This window comes from Halomicrobium sp. HArcel3 (assembly GCF_058933135.1).
The window spans coordinates 117,543-136,962 of the sequence record NZ_JBZYDN010000009.1 but is presented as its reverse complement, the minus strand read 5'-3'; the positions used below and the strand labels follow the sequence as shown (position 1 = coordinate 136,962).

22 protein-coding genes are annotated in these 19,420 nt (G+C 67.4%); 8 read left to right on the top strand and 14 right to left on the bottom strand.

Annotated elements, in window-relative coordinates; translation table 11 throughout:
- Nucleotides 1-4: 4 nt before the first annotated feature.
- The 5 genes from pfdA to AC5FRV_RS18535 all read right to left on the bottom strand — a co-directional run bounded on the left by pfdA (nt 5) and on the right by AC5FRV_RS18535 (nt 1,880).
- The gene (gene pfdA / locus AC5FRV_RS18555; protein WP_493562575.1) at nt 5-475 is read right to left on the bottom strand and encodes a prefoldin subunit alpha; all 471 of its coding nucleotides are present in this window, start codon (nt 473-475) and stop codon (nt 5-7) included.
- Nucleotides 472-645, bottom strand: a complete 174-nt coding sequence (gene rpl18a / locus AC5FRV_RS18550; protein ID WP_493562574.1) for a 50S ribosomal protein L18Ae — start codon at nt 643-645, stop codon at nt 472-474. The genes pfdA and rpl18a overlap by 4 nt, the downstream gene beginning before the upstream one ends.
- 134 nt (nt 646-779) lie before the next feature.
- The gene (locus tag AC5FRV_RS18545; protein ID WP_493562573.1) at nt 780-1,445 is read right to left on the bottom strand and encodes a translation initiation factor IF-6; all 666 of its coding nucleotides are present in this window, start codon (nt 1,443-1,445) and stop codon (nt 780-782) included.
- 4 nt (nt 1,446-1,449) lie between these two features.
- Nucleotides 1,450-1,728, bottom strand: coding sequence for a 50S ribosomal protein L31e (locus AC5FRV_RS18540; protein ID WP_493562572.1), 279 nt, complete (start codon nt 1,726-1,728; stop codon nt 1,450-1,452).
- Nucleotides 1,728-1,880 (bottom strand): 50S ribosomal protein L39e, encoded by a 153-nt coding sequence (locus AC5FRV_RS18535; protein WP_089813783.1) that lies wholly within the window; start codon nt 1,878-1,880, stop codon nt 1,728-1,730. The genes AC5FRV_RS18540 and AC5FRV_RS18535 overlap by 1 nt, the downstream gene beginning before the upstream one ends.
- A gap of 174 nt (nt 1,881-2,054) precedes the next feature.
- On the opposite strand from AC5FRV_RS18535, the gene AC5FRV_RS18530 reads away from it, so the two are divergent.
- Complete coding sequence (locus AC5FRV_RS18530) at nt 2,055-2,573, top strand: hypothetical protein (protein WP_493562571.1); 519 nt, start codon at nt 2,055-2,057, stop codon at nt 2,571-2,573.
- A gap of 9 nt (nt 2,574-2,582) precedes the next feature.
- Here AC5FRV_RS18530 and AC5FRV_RS18525 read toward each other — a convergent pair whose 3' ends face one another.
- Nucleotides 2,583-3,386, bottom strand: coding sequence for a ZIP family metal transporter (locus AC5FRV_RS18525; protein ID WP_493562570.1), 804 nt, complete (start codon nt 3,384-3,386; stop codon nt 2,583-2,585).
- Nucleotides 3,387-3,538: 152 nt separating this feature from the next.
- Here AC5FRV_RS18525 and AC5FRV_RS18520 point away from each other — a divergent pair, with 152 nt between their 5' ends.
- Nucleotides 3,539-3,814 (top strand): DUF7999 family protein, encoded by a 276-nt coding sequence (locus AC5FRV_RS18520; protein ID WP_493562569.1) that lies wholly within the window; start codon nt 3,539-3,541, stop codon nt 3,812-3,814.
- Between the two features lie 11 nt (nt 3,815-3,825).
- On the opposite strand, the gene thpR is transcribed toward AC5FRV_RS18520, so the two are convergent.
- Nucleotides 3,826-4,383, bottom strand: coding sequence for an RNA 2',3'-cyclic phosphodiesterase (gene thpR, locus AC5FRV_RS18515; protein ID WP_493562568.1), 558 nt, complete (start codon nt 4,381-4,383; stop codon nt 3,826-3,828).
- Between the two features lie 153 nt (nt 4,384-4,536).
- On the opposite strand from thpR, the gene AC5FRV_RS18510 reads away from it, so the two are divergent.
- The 4 genes from AC5FRV_RS18510 to AC5FRV_RS18495 all read left to right on the top strand — a co-directional run bounded on the left by AC5FRV_RS18510 (nt 4,537) and on the right by AC5FRV_RS18495 (nt 6,512).
- Nucleotides 4,537-4,665 (top strand): hypothetical protein, encoded by a 129-nt coding sequence (locus AC5FRV_RS18510; RefSeq protein WP_493562567.1) that lies wholly within the window; start codon nt 4,537-4,539, stop codon nt 4,663-4,665.
- Nucleotides 4,666-4,815: 150 nt separating this feature from the next.
- Nucleotides 4,816-5,595, top strand: a complete 780-nt coding sequence (locus tag AC5FRV_RS18505; protein ID WP_493562566.1) for a tetratricopeptide repeat protein — start codon at nt 4,816-4,818, stop codon at nt 5,593-5,595.
- 23 nt (nt 5,596-5,618) lie between these two features.
- The gene (locus AC5FRV_RS18500; protein WP_493562565.1) at nt 5,619-5,909 is read left to right on the top strand and encodes a DUF424 domain-containing protein; all 291 of its coding nucleotides are present in this window, start codon (nt 5,619-5,621) and stop codon (nt 5,907-5,909) included.
- Between the two features lie 33 nt (nt 5,910-5,942).
- A complete protein-coding gene (locus AC5FRV_RS18495; protein ID WP_493562564.1) occupies nt 5,943-6,512 on the top strand; it encodes a hypothetical protein in 570 nt (189 codons plus the stop codon).
- Here the strand turns inward: AC5FRV_RS18495 and AC5FRV_RS18490 are convergent.
- Complete coding sequence (locus AC5FRV_RS18490) at nt 6,499-7,017, bottom strand: carbohydrate-binding protein (RefSeq protein ID WP_493562563.1); 519 nt, start codon at nt 7,015-7,017, stop codon at nt 6,499-6,501. The two genes, AC5FRV_RS18495 and AC5FRV_RS18490, sit on opposite strands and share 14 nt — an antisense overlap.
- 193 nt (nt 7,018-7,210) lie before the next feature.
- Here AC5FRV_RS18490 and AC5FRV_RS18485 point away from each other — a divergent pair, with 193 nt between their 5' ends.
- Nucleotides 7,211-8,452: an aminotransferase class V-fold PLP-dependent enzyme gene (locus tag AC5FRV_RS18485; RefSeq protein ID WP_493562562.1), complete on the top strand. Its 1,242-nt coding sequence runs from the start codon at nt 7,211-7,213 to the stop codon at nt 8,450-8,452.
- Between the two features lie 140 nt (nt 8,453-8,592).
- Here AC5FRV_RS18485 and AC5FRV_RS18480 read toward each other — a convergent pair whose 3' ends face one another.
- Nucleotides 8,593-9,864, bottom strand: a complete 1,272-nt coding sequence (locus tag AC5FRV_RS18480; protein ID WP_493562561.1) for a hypothetical protein — start codon at nt 9,862-9,864, stop codon at nt 8,593-8,595.
- A gap of 231 nt (nt 9,865-10,095) precedes the next feature.
- On the bottom strand, nt 10,096-11,358 hold the full coding sequence (locus tag AC5FRV_RS18475; protein WP_493562560.1) for a hypothetical protein: 1,263 nt from the start codon (nt 11,356-11,358) through the stop codon (nt 10,096-10,098).
- A gap of 369 nt (nt 11,359-11,727) precedes the next feature.
- Between AC5FRV_RS18475 and sufU the strand changes: the two genes are divergently transcribed.
- Nucleotides 11,728-12,150 (top strand): Fe-S cluster assembly sulfur transfer protein SufU, encoded by a 423-nt coding sequence (gene sufU / locus AC5FRV_RS18470; RefSeq protein WP_493562559.1) that lies wholly within the window; start codon nt 11,728-11,730, stop codon nt 12,148-12,150.
- 17 nt (nt 12,151-12,167) lie between these two features.
- Here sufU and AC5FRV_RS18465 read toward each other — a convergent pair whose 3' ends face one another.
- From AC5FRV_RS18465 to AC5FRV_RS18450, 4 genes are all read right to left on the bottom strand, one after another.
- On the bottom strand, nt 12,168-13,214 hold the full coding sequence (locus AC5FRV_RS18465) for a CNNM domain-containing protein (protein ID WP_493562558.1): 1,047 nt from the start codon (nt 13,212-13,214) through the stop codon (nt 12,168-12,170).
- A 69-nt stretch (nt 13,215-13,283) separates the two neighbouring features.
- Nucleotides 13,284-16,100 carry a G8 domain-containing protein gene (locus AC5FRV_RS18460; protein ID WP_493562557.1) on the bottom strand — a complete coding sequence of 939 codons (2,817 nt, stop codon included), beginning with the start codon at nt 16,098-16,100 and terminating at the stop codon, nt 13,284-13,286.
- Between the two features lie 282 nt (nt 16,101-16,382).
- A complete protein-coding gene (locus AC5FRV_RS18455) occupies nt 16,383-18,425 on the bottom strand; it encodes a heme-binding protein (protein WP_493562556.1) in 2,043 nt (680 codons plus the stop codon).
- 57 nt (nt 18,426-18,482) lie between these two features.
- Nucleotides 18,483-19,394, bottom strand: coding sequence for an NAD+ synthase (locus AC5FRV_RS18450; protein ID WP_493562555.1), 912 nt, complete (start codon nt 19,392-19,394; stop codon nt 18,483-18,485).
- Nucleotides 19,395-19,420: the final 26 nt, after the last annotated feature.

Below are 19,420 nucleotides of genomic sequence, written 5' to 3'. Positions count from 1 at the left end.
TGCCCTACTCGTCGTCCTGCTCGCCCTGCTCGGCCTGCTGTTGCTGCATCATCTGCTGCATCTGCTGCTGTTGCATCTGCTGGGCCTGCTGTTCGAGCTGCTCTGCCTCGCTCTCGAGTTCGGCGACCTGGGACTGCAGTTCCTCGATGCGCTCGTCGATGGTGTCCTTCTTCGTCTCGAGGCTGTCGATGGCGCCCTCTTCCTCGCGCTCCGCGGCGTAGCCGCCGCCGAGGGAGACGATGACCTCGTCGATGTCGGCAATCTCCGCGCGGAGGTAGGCGTCGCCGCCCAGCGGGACCTGCACCGTGTCGCCGCTGTCGAGCGTACGAATAGCCTCGATGGCCTCGTCGATCTCCGTCTGCTCGTCACGGAGGTTCTCGATCTCGTTCTCGATGGCCTCCTGCTCCTGCTCGATCTGTTCGATCTCCTGGGCGAGCTGCTGGGCCTGGCCGCCGCCGCCACCACCGAGGCTCATGCCGCCACCTCACTGATGTCGACCTGCGTGCGCTTGAGCCCGTGCTTGGAGCCGAACTCCGCGTAGGCGCGGTCCTCGGCCACGTTCTCGTTCGGTGCCTCGATCGTCTTCTCGAAGTCCTGCCAACCGTCGCGGGCCTTGAACGAACCCGTCACAGTAAACTCACTCATGTCTGCGGGTGCGAGTCATAGCGGGAAGTATCTTCCGTCTCCGCCTCTTTCGCGGCTCCGCGGAACGTGGTGACGAGACCCTCGCTACGCTACGAAAGCGACGACGAACGGCGAAGAAATCGATTCCGGCGCGTCTAGTCGATGTAGCCCAGCGCGTCGTCGATGCGGCCCAGTTCCGGGCCGGTGGTATCGTTGCCGACGACGTAGCCGTTCTCGTTGGCGACCAGCCCGGAGCCGACGAGCGGGCCGCCGTAGTTGACCGTCCCGATGTCGGCGGGCACGCCGAGCAGGTCTTCGAGGGCGTCGAGTTCGCCGTCCGTCGACTTCGGGTGACAGAGGACGCCCCGGTTGTTCGCGACGGCGGCGGTGCCGACGGTCTGGACCGTCGCCAGCGTGCCGCGCTCGACGGGGACGTCGAGGGCGTCTTTCACCGCCTGGACGGCCTCCCGGGAGAGGTCGGCGTGAACGTAGGCGCCGGTGTCGTTACAGCAGACGACGTTGCCGGCGGCGTTGATCCGGCCCGGCAGTTCGTGGACCGGCAGGTCCGTGGCGTCGGCTATCCGGTCGCGTTCGCGCTCGGTGACGCGACTGGTGACGAGCAGGCCGTTCTCGTTACCGGTCGCGAGGGCGCCGACGGTGCCCGACCCGGCGACGGTCGTCGGGACGACGGGAACATCGAGTTCGTCGCCCAGGTCCTCGCGGAGGTCGTCCTCGACGTCCGGTCGAACCAGGAGACAGTCGTCGGTCGCGCGAGCGAATACACCGACGTACGCCGACCCGGAGAAGACCGCGCGGAGCAAGGTATCAGTCCGCGGTCTCTGCTTCGACGACGCTCTCGCCCTCTTCGTCGAAGCGGGCGGCGCGGACGCGAAGCTTGCTCGGGGGCTTCGAGCGGCCGCGGGCCCACACTGCCTCGTTGATCGAGGGGTCGAGTCGGACGGCGTCCCCGTCGACGGAGAAGTGCTTGGCGAGGTGCTCGCGGACGAGCGACATCGCGCGGTCGGCACGCTCCTGTTTCGGTTCGGCCTTGGCGTCGCGGAGCGGGACGGTGACGACGCGCTCCTCGAAGTCGTTCGCGCTCATTATTCGTCGGTGTTGCTACGGCGCCAGTTGCGTCGCTTCGGGTTGCGCTGGACGTTGCGGTCGGTCTTGAGGGTGACCCACGCCGGGACGCGGCTGTTCTGGTTGTCGAGTTTGGCCAGACGCTGCTTCTTGGCCTTGGACTTCTTGCTCATAGTGTCCGTCTGTTCCGTGCCGGGGCATAAATGTGTGTTCTTTTCACCGGAGGCGGGCGCGGGAGGCGGGCGGGCCCCGCCACACTGGCCGACCGGCGGAGAACGTCACCACCGTTATCAACCGCGGGAATAGGCCACGAACAGTTATGCGGGGCTATCAGAGAGCGTATCGACATGAGACGACGGACGTTCCTGCGGACGGCTGGCGTGGGCGCGATAACGGTCGGCAGCGGTTGTCTCGGGACCGGCGGCAACGTCGTCGTGGGCGTCACCGAGAGCATCAGCGTCGAACCGGGTGACGGCTGGGTCAGGGAGGTGCCGGACGTCTCGGACCCGGGCGGCGCCGTCTCCTACACGGTCAGGTCGAGACAGCGCGCCTTCGACGTCTACTTCTTCGTCGGCGAGGCGCAGTTCGACCACTACGACGCGTTCGTTAGCGGAGACGAACCCGAGGAGACGCCACGTGGCCACGCTTCGTTCAGCAAAGCCGCGGTCCCGAAGGCCGACGCCGAGGGCGTGTACGAGGCCGCGACGAAGGACGCTGGCGCTCGCGAACCGCTCGACGCGACCGGGCCGTACTACTTCGTCGTCGACCACTCGAACTACCGGCTGGAGAACCGTGTCGACGAGTACGGTGAGGACCTGTCCGCGTTCGTCGACCTGAAAGTCGTCGAACAGCGGAGCGTCTTCTGATGGAGGCAACTAGACGAACGCGAGGGGGACCATGATCAGGACTCCGACCAGGGCGCCCGCGACGAGTTCGCGACGGCCCCTTCCGGGGAGGTCGGCGCCGTGCTCGAGTGCCTCGGGGACGAACTCCGTGGCGACGAGATAGATCATCGCGCCCGCCGCGAACCCGAAGCCCAGCGGCAGGAACTCCTTGGCGAGCGAGACGAAGTAAAACGCGATGACGGCACCGATGGGCTGCGGGAGTGAGGAGAACACCGCCCACCACACCATGCGCCACTCGCTGACGTGCAGCGACCGCAGCGGGATGGATATCGCGACGCCCTCGGGAACGTTGTGGATGGAGATGGCGACGGTCATGAATACGGCGAGGACGGGCAGGCCGAAGCCGAGGACGCCGACCGTCTCGGCCCCGGCCAGCCCGAGTTCGCCGAAGGAGACGCCGACCGCGACGCCCTCGGGAAAGCTGTGGACGGTCAGCACGCCCAGGATGAGCACGAGTTTCCGGAAGTCGGCCTCCTCGTACTGTTTCGGGCTGTGTTCGATCCCGTCGACGAGGCGGTGGCCGCCGACCACGAGTGCGACGCCCGCGGCCATCCCGGGGACGAGCAGGACCGGCGACCCGTAGGCGAGCCCCTCCCGGAGCAGGCCGAACACCGACGCCGCGACCATGATTCCCGAGGCGAGTCCCCAGAGGGCGACGTTCCACCTGTCTGAGAAGTCGTCGACCACGAAGAATGGGAGCGCTCCGAGCCCGGTGGCTAGCGCCGTAATCAGCCCCGCCACGAACACGAGCACCAGATTCTCGACCAGCGGCATACTGGACGGTAGTCCGGCCCGCCTACATAACTATCACGAAACTGATTGTTTTGGCGGTCCTAAACCAGGGCGGCCCCTGTCCTAGTATGCCATTATGCTACTTACACACCTTCCACGGAAAATTTATACAGCTTTCCAGACACCTCGCTCACATGGCCACGACGAAACAGATCAGCAGCCGACGGACGTTCAGGGTCGCGGATCCGGTCGACGACGACGGTGGCCTCACGGTCATCGAGACGGTCACCGACACGGCGTTCCACGTGGTGGACTACGCGGACCCACTGCTCAGGGACAAACTCGCCGCCCGCGACGTCGGCAGTACCGTCCGCCTCGACCTCGCTCCGGTCGACCCGGCGGGACTGGACTGGATGGTCACCCGCGTACTCCCGGGGAGCCCGGCAGTTCCGTTCGCAGAGCTGAACTGACACGGCGCTCCTCAGAGCGGAATCGAAGCGACCGTCGAGTACTCGGAGCCGTCTTCGGTGAGCACGCTCTCGGTGAGTCGCATCTCGTCGACTGAGAGCGTGCCGACGGCAGGATCGCGGTTCTGTACGACGTCCTGGACGAGTTCCTTGCCGCCAGCGTGTTGCAGCCGCGCGAGCGTGACGTGCGGGGTGAACTCGTGGTCCTCCGGTTCGAACCCCATCGCGACGGTGCGTTCTTCGATGGCCTCGTGGAGCGCGGTGAGCTGCTCGCTACCCGCTCGGGTACCGAACCAGACGACGCTGATGTAGTCGAGTGATGGGAAGACGCCGAGGCCGCCGAACGCCGCCTCGAAGGGCTCGACGCCGCTGTCCGCGACGGCGACCTCTAGTTCTCTCACCAGGTCGTCGACGCGCCCCCCGTCGGTGTCGCCGAGGAACTTCAGGGTGACGTGGGCCTGCTCGGGGTCTGTGAAGCTGAGTCCGCTCGCATCTGCGAACAGCTCCTGGACTGCGGCAACCTCCTCGGCGAGGCCGTCCAGGTCGACGCTGACGAACAGTCGCTTGCTCATACCATGGGGTGCGTGCGCCGCCGGGGAAAATCCCGCGCCAGTCGGCAGATCCCGGGCCGGTCGATACCCGCTACCATGCGATTATATGTCGCTAGTACAGTAATGGCAATATTAGAACAACCCTCTTGGTCGCGCACCGATTTCGCTCCGGTAATGGCAACCCAACAGCAGACCACGACCGAGACGTACACCTGTCCCGACTGCGGGAGCGCGGTCGCCCGACGCGTCGGCACGTGGGAGTGCACCGACTGCGGGCACGTCCCCCGACACGGCGCCGACTGACGGGGCGCTTCCGTCCCTGTTTCGAGTAGCGTGACCGAACCGCGGAACGATTCTTCAGGCAGTTGAGCGACCGATCGTTGCGGGCGACCGCGACGGACATCATATCTGCGGGACGTAGCCCTTAACACTCCGCCTCGCCAAACGGAGGCTATGACTGACCGAGAGCGCGACGACCACGAGTTCTCCGAGGGGCAGGGCTTCGGGGATCCGTACGACCCCTTCGACCTGGACCCGCCGGAGCTGTCCGTCGACCCCGACAAGGTGGACCCGGTCGACTCCCGGGTCGTCACGGACATGCTCGACGAGCGCAACCTCTCGAAGGGGGAAGTCGACGCCGAGGAACTGCTCGGCGTCGGCGTCTCATACGTCCAGATCAACCGGTACGAACAGGCGGCCGAGACGTTCGAGCGGGCCGCGATGTTCGCCGAGCGACTCTCCATCGAACAGGAGGCCTGGACGAACAAGGGCGCGGCCCACGCCGAGATGGAGGAGTGGGACGCCGCCATCGGCGCCTACCGGGAGGCCATCGCCATCGCCGAGGAGGAGGACGCCGAACGCGACCCCGAGCGAGCGAGCCAGGGCGCCCCGAGCAGCGAACACACAGCCACTGCGGAGACGAACCTGGCCTACGCTCTCTGGGAATCCGGCCAGACCGAGCAGGCCCTGGAGCACGCCGAGCGCGCCGTCGAGCGGGACCCGCGCTTCGCCGAAGCCTGGTACAACCGCGGCTTCTTCCTCCTGGAGCGTGGCCTCGCGGAGGACGCCGTCGAGGCGTTCGACAACGCCATTCGCCTGGGCTTTCGCAACGCCGAGATCCTCGGCGAGAAGGCCCGCGCCCTCGAGGAAGTCGGCGAGTACGACCGCGCCCAGGAGATCGCCGAGGAGGCAGAAGAGATGCGCGAACGAGCCGAGGAGGAACTGGTCGAGTGATCGTCCCTGGAGGTCGCTGATCGATGCTACTCAACGAACGCGAGACGGACGAGGGGCTGCTCGTCTCCGTCTGCGACGCCGACGTCCTGGGCGAGACTTTCGAGAACGGGAAGGTCTCCCTCACCGTCGACGAGGCGTTCTACGACGGCGAGGAGGCCGACGAACAGACCGTCGTCGACAGCCTCGCGCGGTGCAGCGTCGCCAACCTCGTCGGCACCGACAGCGTCGCTCTCGCCGTCGAACACGGCTTCGTGGAGGAGGAGAACGTCCTCGACCTCGACGGGACCCGCCACGCACAGCTCCTCTGGATGTGACTTTACGGTCGCGCCGCTGCATTCTCCGGGCAGATGTACTCACGCGACCACGCCCTGATCTCGCTGGCCGTCGGCGTCGTCGGCGTCTGGGCCCTCTCGCTCCCGGACGTCGTCCCGTGGTGGGCCGCAATCGGGTGGGCCCTCGCCGTCGGCGTCGGCATCGACTTCGACCACTTCCTCGTCGCACGCCTGGTGAGCGGCGACTGGTCGGCGCTCGCCCGCGTCCTCCGAAATCCGCTGCTCCCGCTCACCGACCCGTCGGGTATCTTCGCGAACGACGACCTCTGGGCGATCCAGCGGCTGTTCAGCCACGTCGTCATCGCCGGCGGACTGGTCGCCGCGCTGTGGCTCTGGGACCAGTCGTTCGCCGTTTTCACCGCCGTCGTCCTCTACGCCCACCTCCTCTCGGACCTGGCGTGGGACAACTACCGCCTCGAAGAGTACCAGCGCCGCCACGCCGAGTACGTCCGGCGCACGGAGCAGGCGGATGGCGCGACCGATGCGGACGGCACGGCGGATACGGACGGCAGGGCGGACGCTGGCGGCGTAGTGGATGCCGACGTAGAAAGTGACGGTGACGCCCCCGACGTCACTCGATCGTGAGTGCTTCGAGCTTCCACCCGCCGTCGAAGACGACCAGTCTGATGGTGTGTTCCCCCGCAGGTAGCTCTATCTCCTCGCCGATCTCCTCCCAGCTGTACCAGCCCCCCGTCGGGTCGAACGCCAGTCGCGCGAGCGGGTCGTCGTTCAGGACGACGCCGACGTCGCCGCCGCCGAAGGCGCTCTCGGCGGCGACCCGCAGCGACAGGTCGTAGCTCCCGGCCTCGGGGACGTCCACCTCGTAGGCGAGCCACTGGTCGGTCGACAGCCAGTCCAGGTCCCGCCCGCCGACGCGCCGGAGCGGTCGCTCGTTGGCCCGGTGTCTGTTCCGGTGGAAGTACGCGTGATACTCGCCGACGGGTATCGTCGCCGGCAGTTCGTGCCGGTCCTGTCCCGGCCGGTCGTTGACCGACGCCCGGCTCCGGTCCGTCTTCGTGCGATCGTACTGTATCGCCTGTCGCTCTGTACTCGATACGACCTCCTGACCCCTCGATCCGTCAGCCCCCATGGTTCCCTACGCGTCCCCACCACGAATTAATCATTCCGATCGTTCAACGAAATATATCACTGTTAAATCGCGCCCAGCGCCCGATTCCGCACGACTCGATGACATGTTTTCACCCCGTCGGGGTCGGTCGTACTCGCCGAGACGGACGGTCGGATCGAAGGAAAGTTGGCCATCCAGAAAAACTAGTTATACAATGAGCCAATCCGAGTCCGACGTTCTCGACGTCGCGGCCATCCGCGAGGACTTTCCCGTCCTCGACCGGGAGGTGGGCGGCGAGCCCCTGGTCTACCTCGACAACGGGGCGACGAGCCAGACGCCGAAGCAGGTCGTCGACACCATCGTCGACTACTACTACAACTACAACGCCAACGTCCACCGCGGCATCCACCAGTTGAGTCAGGAGGCTTCTATCGCCTACGAGGAAGCCCACGACACCGTCGCCGACTTCGTCGGCGCCGACGGCCGCGAGGAGGTCGTCTTCACCAAGAACACGACGGAAGCCGAGAACCTCGTCGCCTACGCCTGGGGCCTGAACGAACTCGGTCCCGGCGACGAGATCGCCCTGACCGAGATGGAACACCACGCGTCGCTGGTGACCTGGCAGCAGATCGGCAAGAAGACCGGCGCCGACGTGAAGTACATCCCCATCACCGACCAGGGGCGCCTGGATATGGACGCCGCGCGCGAACTGATCACCGACGACACCGAGATGGTCAGCGTCGTCCACGTCTCCAACACGCTCGGTACCGTGAACCCCGTCGCGGAGATCACCGACATCGCCCACGATCACGACGCGCTGTCGTTCGTCGACGGCGCCCAGTCGGTGCCCACCCGCCCCGTCGACGTGAAGGAGATCGACTGTGACTTCCTGGCCTTCTCGGGCCACAAGATGTGCGGTCCGACCGGTAGCGGCGCGCTGTACGGGAAAGAGGAGGTGCTCGAGGCGATGGAGCCGTACCTCTACGGCGGCGACATGATCACGAAGGTCACCTACGAGGACTCGACCTGGAACGAACTCCCCTGGAAGTTCGAGGCCGGCACCCCCTCTATCAGCGAGGGCATCGCGCTCGCCGCCGCCGTCGACTACCTCGAAGAGATCGGCATGGACCGGGTCCGCCGCCACGAGGAGGCGATGGCCGAGTACGCCTACGACCGCCTGAGCGAGTTCGACGATATCGAGATTTACGGACCGCCGGGCGACGACCGCTCGGGCCTCGTCGCGTTCAACCTCGAGAGCGTCCACGCCCACGACCTGGCCTCTATCGTCAACGACTCCGGCGTCGCCATCCGCGCCGGCGACCACTGCACGCAGCCCCTCCACGACAAACTGGGCGTCGCCGCCTCCGCCCGCGCGTCGTTCTACATCTACAATACGAGAGAAGAAATCGACGTGCTGATCGAGGCGATGGACGAGGCGCGGCAGCTATTCGCGTAGTCGATTACTGGCGACCACGAGCGGCACTGGTCACGACGAACCGGACGAGACAAAACGGGGGCTGGCGTCCGTCGCCGTCGCTCGGGTCGACGCGTCGCTCGGCCACGGCGACGGGACCGATGTGGGTCACGGCGTCCGGCTCAGTCGGCTGAGCCCCACTGCCACTCGGCGCGTTCGATTTTCACTTCGAGCGTGCCGATCCGGTCTTCGAGCGGGGCCGCAGCGAGTTCCGGATGGTCCTCGGCCAGGTCGCGGGCGCGCTCAAGATTCCGGCAGGCCTCCTCGTAGCGTCCGATGGCGTCCGACCCGGTCCCGCCGAACTCCTCGGCGGCGGCCTCCCGCTCGTCGGCGCGGGAGACGAGCGCGTCGACGAGGTTGCCGACGACCCAGGCCAGCTGGAAACGCAGGGCCTCCTGGCTCGCCCCCGCGGGGCCGTCCCAGCCGGCTGCGGCGGCCTCGCGGTAGCGGTCGAGCGCCTCCTGCCAAGCAGCGATGGCCGCTGCGTCGTCTGCGGCCTGGAGGGCACGGTGACAGGCACGCTCGGCCTCGTTCAGGAGCGCCTGGGCGATGGTGTCGAGCGTGTTCGCCTGTGACGTCAGCCGGTCACTGAGCCCGGGTGCGTCGACGTCGTGCAGGACCGACGCGACGTCGCGGATGACGGCCGTCGCCTCGACGACGGCGGCCACGCCGTCCTCGAACGCCCCGGATCGCTGGGCGCGCCGGGCGTCGTCGATGAGTCCGTCCGCCCGATCGAGTCGGGAGCCGTAGCGGAGCTGCTCGAGCCTGTCCTCGACCGGCTGGATCTGGTCCCGCATCAGTTCCGTCGGCGCGTCGTCGTGGTGGGTCGCACAGTGGTGGGCGTTCGAGAGCCGTGTCCGCGTCTGCTGGATGGCGCTCTCCGGGTCCTCGCCGGCCTTGATGGCCGATTCGACGCTCGCGAGCGACCGGTGGGCCTTCTCCAGGGCCTCGAACAGGTCTGCCCAGGCCTTGCCGACGCGTGAGACGTAGGAGACGACGACCTCTGCCGTCTCGGTGTCGGCCGGAACGAACCGGACGGTGCCCGTCGTCGTCGAGAAGACGAGTGTGGTGGAGAGCAGGGCGTTCCGCAGCTCTACGTTCGAAATCTGCTCCATGTCCACTGTCAACTCCGGTTCGGCGAGGTCGTCGCCGAGCAGAAAGTAGACGCGCCGGTTGGACACCACCGCGTAAGCGGCGGTGTCCGGGCCGGGTTCGATGGTCGTCGTGCGATCCGCCGTCGTCTGTTCGATGCCCGCCGCGCTGGCGAGGACGTACTGCACCGCTTCGGCGTCGGCGAGCGACGACTCGAATGACCCGACATCGAGGTCCCCCCGCGTCTGTGACGCGTCAGCGACGAACGCTTGCTTGGATAGTTTGCTTACTCGATTGAACATCAGCCAACCCCCGTTGACAATTTACGGCGTCACGAATAATTATAACCTTGGATCGGGAGAAAACTACTTCCGGGGCTGTCGCGCTTAACGTGACATTAACGGCCGTCGTACCGCCGAAGCGTACCGAGACCTACCGGTTCGGGATATCAGTCGATGGCTCGACGGCGACGTCGTGTCGTCCCGGCGTCGAAAAACAGTGCGGACCGTCTCACCGACTGTGGACCGTCGCCCTCAGGCGTCGCCCCACTGCCACTCGCTGACCTCGACCTTCTCCTGGAGGTCCTCGAGCCGCTCGTCGAAGCGGTCTGCGTCGGTGTGTGGATGCTCGTCGGCGAGGGTCTGGGCCGTCTCCACTGCGTCCTTCGCCGCCTCGAACCGTTCGGTCGCGTCGTCGCCGCTGTCGTCGAGGTCGTCACCTTCGGTCTCCAGTTCCGCGCCGCGGGCACACAGGGCGTCGATGCGGTTGCCGACGACCCAGGCGATCTGGAAGTCCAGCGCGTCCTCGTCCACCCCGCCGAGTTCGTCCCAGTCGGCGTCGCGGACCGTCCGGTACCGCGCCAGTGCGGTCTCCCAGGCCTTCGCCGCGGCGTCGGCGTCGGCCGCGTCGAGCGCCTGGTGACAGGCGTCCTCGGCGTCGGCGAGCAGGGACGTCGCGTAGTCGTCGATGGCCGCCGTCCGCTCGTCGATGGATTCCGCGGCACCTTCACCCGCGAGGGCCTCCTCGTCGAGCGCCCCGCGGGCCTCTTCGAGGCGGTCGCGGGCCTCGACGAGCGCGGCGACGGCGTCGTCGAACGCGTCTTCCGCCTCGGCGTCGGCGAGCAAATCGTCCACCCGGTCGAGACGGGCCTCGACCTGGAGCTGGTCGAGTTCGTCCTCGACGGGTTCGAGTATCTCCAGCATGGCCTCGACAGGCCCGTCCTCGTTGCGCGTAGCGTGGTGATGGGCGTTCGAGAGCCGCGACTGGGCGGTCGTGAGTTCCTCCTGGGCGTCTTCGCCGGCCGTGAGCGTGGCCTCGAACGCGTCGATGGCCTCGCGCGTGGCGGCGATGGCGCGGTGGAAGTCCGCCCAGCAGTCGCTGAGGCGGTCGATGTACTCGGCCACCTCCTCGACGTCCGGGCCACCAGAGGGGGTGAACTTGACCGTCGTCTTTTCCTCGGAGGCGACCACGAGACTCGAACTCAGCAGGCTGTTGCGTGCCTTCGAACTCGCGACCATCGGCAGGTCGAACTCGATGTCGATAGAGGGCTCCTCGGCATCGCTCCCGACGAGAAAGAGCACCCGGAAGTCAGTGACGATGGCGTAGGCGTCGTGGCTCGAGCCCGGCTGAACGGTCGTCGTCCGCCCGTCCTGGGTCTGCTCGATTCCCTTCGAACTCGTCAGGACGTACCGCACCGTCTCACCGTCCTGCAGGAGCGGATCGAGAGCGGCAGTGGCGTCGCTCCCGGCGGCCGACGTGCCCGACGGGTTAGATAGACTCTGAATACTGTTGAGCATCCCGACTCCGTTAGTTCCTCACATAGTCGGGAGCTAATAAGCTTTGTTGGGTATTTACTATCAAGTTTGCCACGGCAGTATAATTGACGCTAGCTGTATAGCGGAAATAACTGCTAGTGCGGTGGCGGTACTCGACGTTCGTCGAGATGGGGCGCTGTCGGTGGCCACTCGACTCGTCGCGCGCAGCCCTGCTCACGGCTCACTCCGTTCGCCGTTCGCTCGTTCGTCGGGCCCTCGCTTCGCTCGGCCCCGACCGGCTCGCGTGTCGCTCACTGCGTTCGCTCCCGCTCGCTCGTTCGACGATGCTCGCTTCGCTCGCATCGTCCGCCCCGGAACCCTTTTGCCGCCCACTCGCCAAATACGTCCAATATGGGTATTGGCGGCTCTGACATGTACCGACAGCAGATCCTCGACCACTACAAGAATCCCCGCAACCACGGGGAGATCGAGGACCCCACGTTCACCCACGTCGGCGAGAATCCGATGTGCGGTGACACCATCGAGATGGACGTCGTCCTCGACGAATCGGAGGAGACGATCGAACACGTCGCCTTCCGCGGCGACGGCTGCGCCATCTCGCAGGCGTCGGCCTCCATGCTCTCGGAGAAGCTACAGGGGACGACGATCGAGGAACTCCAGGAGATGGACCGGGACGACGTCGTCGACATGCTCGGCGTCGACATCTCGCCGATGCGGATCAAGTGCGCCGTGCTGGCGGAGAAAGTGGCCCAGGACGGGGCGGAGATCTACTTCGGCGAAGCTGAACTCGACAAGACGGTCACCGAGGAGTAGCGGGTCGTTTCCAGTTTTCAGTCGAGCGGATCTTCCAGTTCGCCCATCACCGCCTCGAAGGCGTCGGTCGCGGTGACCAGGCCGACCACTTCACCCTCCGTCATCACGAGTGCGAGCTCCTGGCTCTCGGTCTGGAACTGGTCGACGGCGTCGCTGACGGTCGTGTCGGCGGCGACGGTCATCGGCGGCGCGGCGACGTCGGCGAAGGACTGTTCCCCCGAGCGGAGGGCGTCGACGTTGTCGACGATCGAGGGCGCGTAGACGATGCCCTCGAACTGTTCGGGGTCGTCGTCGGCTAGCAGCGGGAAGCGAACGTGCGGTGTGCCCGCCATGCGGTCGAAGTTCTCCTCGGGGTCGGCGTTCGTCGAGAGGAAGACGACGTCGTCGACATCCACCATGATATCTCGGACGGGGACCTCGCCGACTTCGAGCGCGCTGATCACTTCGTCGTGTCGTTCTTCGGAGAGGTCGCCGCGCTCGAGCAGCGACCCGAGCCGGTTGCGCAGATCGGCTCTGGTCTCGATTATCTCCTCCTCAGTCTCGAGCCACGCGCCGGTCATCTCGATGCCGAACAGGCCGAGCGTCCACTTGGCGACGGTGTCGCCGATGCGCATCACCGGCCGGATGCTCCAGGCGAACCAGTACAGCGGGGTCGCGCCGTACCGGCAGACGAACTTGGTGCGTTCGACGCCGAGGTAGGTCGGCGTCTGCTCGCCGTGAGTGAGGTGGACGAGGTTGATGATCACGAACGCCAGGATAGCGCCCGCGCCGACGGACGCGAGGCCGGTGTTCGCGAAGACCGGTTCGAAGATCGCCGCGAGCGCCGGTTCGGCGACGATACCGACGGCGATGCTCGACGCCGTGATCCCCACCTGACAGCTGGTGAGGTATATCTCCAGTTCTTGGGTCATCTCCCAGGCCCGGCGGAGCCCCGGTTCGTCGAACTCCGACTCCGGGTACTGGCGGACTCTGGTCAGGGCGAACTCGATGGCCACGAAGAAGCCGTTCGCGAGGATCAGTCCGACCCCGGCGAGCAGGCGGATCCAGATCTCCACCGCGTTCATGTGGGTTGGTTTCAGACGCGAGCGGTAAACGCCCTGTGCTTTGGCGAGGAGCCTCGACGCGGCAGTCCGTTAGCGGTTCCGGTAGAAGACGGTGTACATCCGGTGGCTCTCTCCCGAGTCCCCGAGAATCGTCGTCCCGGCGTCGACCTCGGTTCGGTAGACGGCGCGGGTGTCGTCGCTCGTCCCGAGGGTGTCGCCGGTCTTCTGCCAGCGCGAGAGCCAGCCCGGACTGACTTCGTCGTCGAGTGCGACCCAGAGCGTCATCGGCGCGTCGAACCGGAGGTAGGTGAACGACCGTCGCTCCTCGTGAGCGTCCTCGCCCTCGAACCGGAGGTACGGCAGGTTGGCGTACTTGCCTGGAATGGCCAGGAACTCCGGGTCGTCGTAGACGTACAGCGGCTTCCCCTGACTGAGTCGGCCCCACTCGACGAGTGACCCCGTCGCCGTCGTCACGCTCTTCAGGGGGCCGGGCGGTGACTGGCCCCCCGGCGAGCCGCCGCCTGACCCACTGGCACCGCCGAGGTATCCACCCTCGACGCCGGCCACGCGCCCCGCGTCGTCGGGAACGACCTCGCCTTCGACGCTGAGGCCGAACTCGCCCCAGAGGTCGGCGTTGGTCTCGCCGACGAGCTGTCCGGGCTTGACGTCAGTCAGGTCCGAGAGCGCGTCCTCGTCGACGTCGCTCACGTCGGCCCGCGTCGGGAGCGGGACGAAGTCGGGCCGCTGGGACTCGAAGTACAGGGACTCCCCGTTCAGGGAGGCGACGCTCTCCGGCGAGAATAGCCCGTAGAGGTCCTCGTCGAGTTCGGTGCCCATGTACACCGATGCCCGACCGCCGTCGGCGAACGACGCGCCCTCGATGGGGACGGACTGGACCGACCAGCGGTGGTCCGTCCCGCCGCCGGTCAGCTGGACGTCCACCTCGTTGTCGAAGTCGACGTCGCGGATGGGTGCCTCGCCGCGGGGGAACGAGCGGACGCCGACCTTCCAGCCCTCGATTTCCCCACCCTCGACGCGCACGTCGCTGGGCGCGTGGTTGTGGTTGATCCCGATGCCGCGCGAGTCGCCCCGGCCGCCGACGAGGCGGACGTCCTCGATGGAGACGTGGCGGCTGTACCGGATCGAGATGCCGTTGTTGCCGCCTTGCGACCCGGCGCTACGCGGTGGTCTGATACCGCCCCACTCCGGCTCGAACGCACCGATGTTGAACGCCGTGAATCCCTCGATGACGCTGGCGTGGTCGCCCTCTTCGGGCGGGTCGTCGCCGAAGCGGTGGCGGGACATGTCCAGCCCGCCGCCGGAGGCGAAGACGGTGTTGCCGCTGAACGACCGCAGTTTGACGTTCCCGGAGGGCACCCGGCCGTCCGCGAGCTCGTCGGACTGTTCGAGGTAGGCCTGGCCGTCGAGGTTCTCGACGGGGAAGGTGGGTATCTCGTCGGTGACGCCGTCGATCCGCTCGGGATCGACCTCGTGGTCGGGTTTGGCGCGGGTCCAGTAGACGAAGCCGTGGTGGCGGTGGCCGGCGGCGACGTTGTCCTCGACTGCCACGCCGGGGCCCTGTAGCCAGAAGCCGTAACCGCCGTGGCCGAAGTCGTCGATGGACCCCTCGTCGTCCTCGTGGAACTGGCGGTTGTCCGGCAAGCCGCCCGAGCCCGTCGAACGCAACGCGAAGTTGTTCCGGAAGGAACCGACCTCGTTGCCGACCTCGGCGACGAAGCCGGCGCCGAACACGTCGTAGGAGACGCTGTCCTCGATTTCGACGTAGCTGTTGTGGTTGACGTACCCCCACCCGGGACTCCCGTGGACGACGCAGCCCCGAACCCGACGGGGCTCCGCGGTCGTGTCGATTCCCGTCCGGTGGAAGTGGCAGGCGTAGCGGGCCTGGGGGTTCGGCGGGACGTCTTCCGGCGGTTTGCCGTTCAGCGGGTCGGTGAAGGGCCGGGCCTTCTCCGTCCGTCCGAGGTCGTAGAACCCGACGTTGGCCAGGTCGACGTCACGGGACGTCAGCATGACGTGCCCGCGGCGCTTGGCCTGGTCGTTCTCGGACGCCAGGCGGACGGTCCGGTCGAGGTTCGCGACGTACGCCGAGAGGTCCTCGGCCGGCGGGCGGTGGTCGTACTCCAGCGCGGATTCGAGTGCCACCGTCGCCCCGTCGACGCCGGCGACGGTCACCGCTTCGTCTTCGTTGCTCGCCGGGTTCATCCCCGCGACGACGAGGGAGTCGCCGGCCTGCCAGCCCGTCGGCGCCTCGGCGAACGTCAGGGACTCGTCGCCGGCCTGCGGTCCGGTCTTCGTCGGGCGGAATCCCGCCTTCTCGGCGCCGTGGGCGGTGACCGTCGCGCCCGCCATCGTCAGCAGGCCGCGGCTCACGCGCGTCGGGTCCCACGACTCGTCGATAGGGCCGTCGTCGCGGAACCGAATCGTCGTCCCCGCCACGTCCGGCGCGTCGGGCGTCCCGAGTTCGAGCGTCCCGCTCCCCGTGACGACGAGCGTGTCGAGGCGCAGTCGCGCCGTCGACTCGGGGTCCGTCCTGAGCGTCCCGTCGACCCGCACCGTCATCAGCTCAGTGTCGTCCTCGTGGTCGAGCGTCACGGTCGTCTCGGCCGGAACGTGCACCCTGGCGCGGTGGTCGGGAATCTCCCCCTCCTCCCAGGTACTCGCGTCTGCCCAGCGACCACCCGACGCGACGTGGGTCACGTCTTCGTTCGCGACGAGCGCGTTCATCGCCTGTTGCGGGCTGCGTTCCTCCGTCTCCGTTCCTCGAACGTGCGGCGCGACGTGCGGCCACCCGACGCTCGCGCCCGCCGTCCCCACGGCGCCGAGCGCGAGTCCCTTCAGCAGCGAGCGACGACTGCCGTCCAGCAGCCCCCTTTCGTCCCCGGTCATACTGCTCGTGACAAACACGAGGGGGGACTTAACCGTGGGGTACCTTTCGGCGTCGATCGGTGGCGCAAGCCCTGCTTGAACAGGAGTTCGTGACGGTTCGGCGCACGAGTTATCGGGAAAGAACGGGCCGCTGACTTAGGCCAGGAAGACGTGCCGCGGCCGGTCAGCTAGCACGTCCCGGCCCCGACTCCACCTTTTTCCGCGTCGGGTGCGCTCCGCGCACCGCTCGCGCAAAAACGTGGGCGAAAAAAACGGACACTCGCTTCGCTCGTGTCCGCAGACTCAGGCCAGGAAGACGTGCCGCGGCCGGTCAGCTAGCACGTCCCGGCCCCATTCGACGGTGTCTGCGAAGGCGTCAGAGCGGAAGAACGCCATCGCGTCCTCCTTCGCGTCCCACTGGCTGGCGATGAACATGTCGTTCTCGTCCTCGCGGTTGGCCAGCAGGGCCGTCTCCCGGTGGCCGTCCATCTCCGCGAGCATCCCGCCGACCTCGCCGAACGTCTCGACGAACTCCTCGCGGTGCTCGGGCTTGACGGTGTAGAACATCCCCATCGTCCCGAAGCCGTCCTCGTGCTCCGGGCGGCCGACGACGCCGGGGAGGTCCGCCAGGTGCTCGCTGGCGGTGTCGGCGGCGTCCCGCGTCTTCCAGAGGCTGACGACGGCGACGGTCTCCGCGGGCGCGTCCCTGTACACCGCCGTCTTGACGTGGCTGTCGTAGCGGACGAAGTGCTCGCGCAGGCCGTCGACTTCGGCGGCGAGTTCGACGGGGTCGGTCTCCGAGTACAGCACCAGCGCGTAGACGTCCTCGCCGTGGGGCTTCCCGGCGTAGATGTCGAGATCGGACAGTTCCTCGCGGATGGAGTCCTCCTCGTCGGTGTCCTCGTCAGCGTCACCAGCTGCCGACTCGTCGGTCGCGTCGGCATCCCCGGCCGCGCCACCCTCGCCGAGGCTGCCACCGTAGCATTCGTCGATGCCCGGGAGGTCGCCGAGGAAGCCGGCGGCCGTCTCGGCGGCCTCCTTCGCCGTCCAGACGCTCACGACGGCGGCCTGGCCGCCATGGGCGCGGACGCTCGTCAGAACGTGGCGGTCGTAGTGGTCGAAGTTCGAGCGCAGCCCCTCGACCTCTTCGGCCAGTTCCTCGGCGTCGGCCTCGGAGTGGAACAGTAGACCGTAGTCACCGGCGTCGTAGTCCTCACCTTCTCGGACGCCGAGGGAGCCGAGACGCTGCCCGAGATCGTCGACCTCGGCGAACTCGCTGTCGACGTCCATCGGCGGGCCGCCGGACGAGGAATCCTCGTCCGCCGACCTCTCGTCGTCCGTGGATTCCGCGGCGCTGCCGCCATCGTCGCTGGCCGCGTCCCCGGCGTGCGGGTGGTCGCCCTCGCCGGCGCTTCCGGGATGGGCACCACCCGTGTCGCCTGCGTCGCCGGCCGTCCGGGCGGTCGTCGCCGTCGGCCGGTCGCCGTCGCCGGTCGGCGAACTGTTCCCAGCGCTGGCGTGGGCGACCCGCTCACCGCTCGCGGCTGACTCCCCCTCGCCCGTCGGGACGCGTTCGCCCGCCATGACGGCGGGGAGATCGCCCGGCCGGAAGCGGCGGCCGACGTAGAAGGAGCCGAATTCGGCGAACTTCGACGTCGAGGGGTCGAAGCGCATCTCGGTCAGCAGGTCCTTGACGTCGGTCATGTCGTCGGCCCACAGCGTGATCCCCCACTCCCAGTCGTCGAAGCCGACGGAGCCGGCGATCATCTGCGAGACCTTCCCGCCGTAGCTTCGGCCGATATCGCCGTGGCGCTCGATGTGCTCGGCGCGCTCGTCGAACGGCATGTCGTACCAGTTCTGCCCCGGGTCGCGGCGCTTGTTCATCGGGTAGAAGCAGACGAACTCGTCGTCGGGGATGTCAGGGTGGAGCCGCGACCGGATGTACTTCGCCAGGCCGGAGTCGTCGTCGACTTCGCCGTCGAAGTACTCCTTGGCCTTGTCGGTGTACCCCGAGGCTTCGGTCACGGAGACGTACGACGTCGCGCGGTCGGTGTAGCGGGCGAACTCGGTCTGCTCGAACTGGCGCTCGGCGGCGTCGACGTCGGCCATCGTCGGTCGCAGGTGGACGACCATGAGGTCGGCCTTGTGGCCCTGGATGGTGTAGACGGCCGTCTGGCCCTCCTCGGCGTCCTCCACGCCCTCGTAGTACTCCAGGAAGTCGATGCCGTCGACCAGGGCGCGTTCCTGGTCGCGGGCGGACGCCTCCCGCCAGGCGTCCCAGTCGATGCGTCGCAGGTCGTGGAGCGCGTACCACCCCTCCTCGGTCTGTGGGGGCTCTCTCGTCATGTCCGGAGGTTGCGTGCGGACGGTAAGGAAACTTCCCATGTCCGCCCGTGCGCTCGATCAGTCAGCGTCGGCGATGGCGTCGGTGACCCGGCCCGGAATCGGGCGCGACGCCGACCGCCGGCCGCCGACCGCGTGTATCGGCGGCGTCGTGCGCTTGTGCTGCGTGTCGACGTAACGGGCGAGTAGCTCCTCGGCCATCGCGCGGTCGACGTCGAGTTCCTCGGCGGCCTCGTCGACGCTCGCTTCCTCGTCGACGACCCGGACGAACAGCGCGTCGATGATCTCGTAGGGCGCGCCGAGTTCGGACTCGTCGGTCTGGCCGCTCCAGAACCCGGCGGTCGACTCCTTGGCGACGATGCGCCGCGGGAGACCGACGTGCTGGGCGAGCGCTCGGACCTCGGTCTTGTAGAGGTCGCCCATCGGGTACAGGTCCGCGGCGCCGTCCCCGTACTTCGTGAAGTAGCCCGTCAGTAGCTCCGACCGGTTGGCCGTCCCGACGACGAGCCGGGACCGGGCGTTCGCGACGTAGTAGAGCGCGGCCATCCGGAGGCGCGCGACGAGGTTGCCGCCGACGACCGTGTCACCCTCGACGCCGGTCCCGTCGGCTATCGCCGACTCGACGGTCTCGACGGACTGCCACAGCGGTATCTCCGCGAACTCGATGCCGATGCCGTCGGCGATGGTCTTCGCGTCGGTGGCGTCGGGCCGGTGGCCTTTCCGGCTCGGAAGCGTGACTCCGAGGACGCGGTCGCTCCCGAGGGCTTCCGCGGCCAGGAACGCCGTCAGCGTGGAGTCGATGCCGCCGCTGAGACCCACGACGACGCCGTTGGCCCCCGCCTCGTCGACCGCCTGCTCGACGTCGGCCACGACGGCTGTCCGGAGCGCGTCGAGTTCCCCGTCGCCAGTGATGAACGCCGACGACGCATCTGATCGATCATACTGGGCACTTTCTTCTATAGTTGAAATCATACGTCTGTCTTTCACCTGAATTTCGA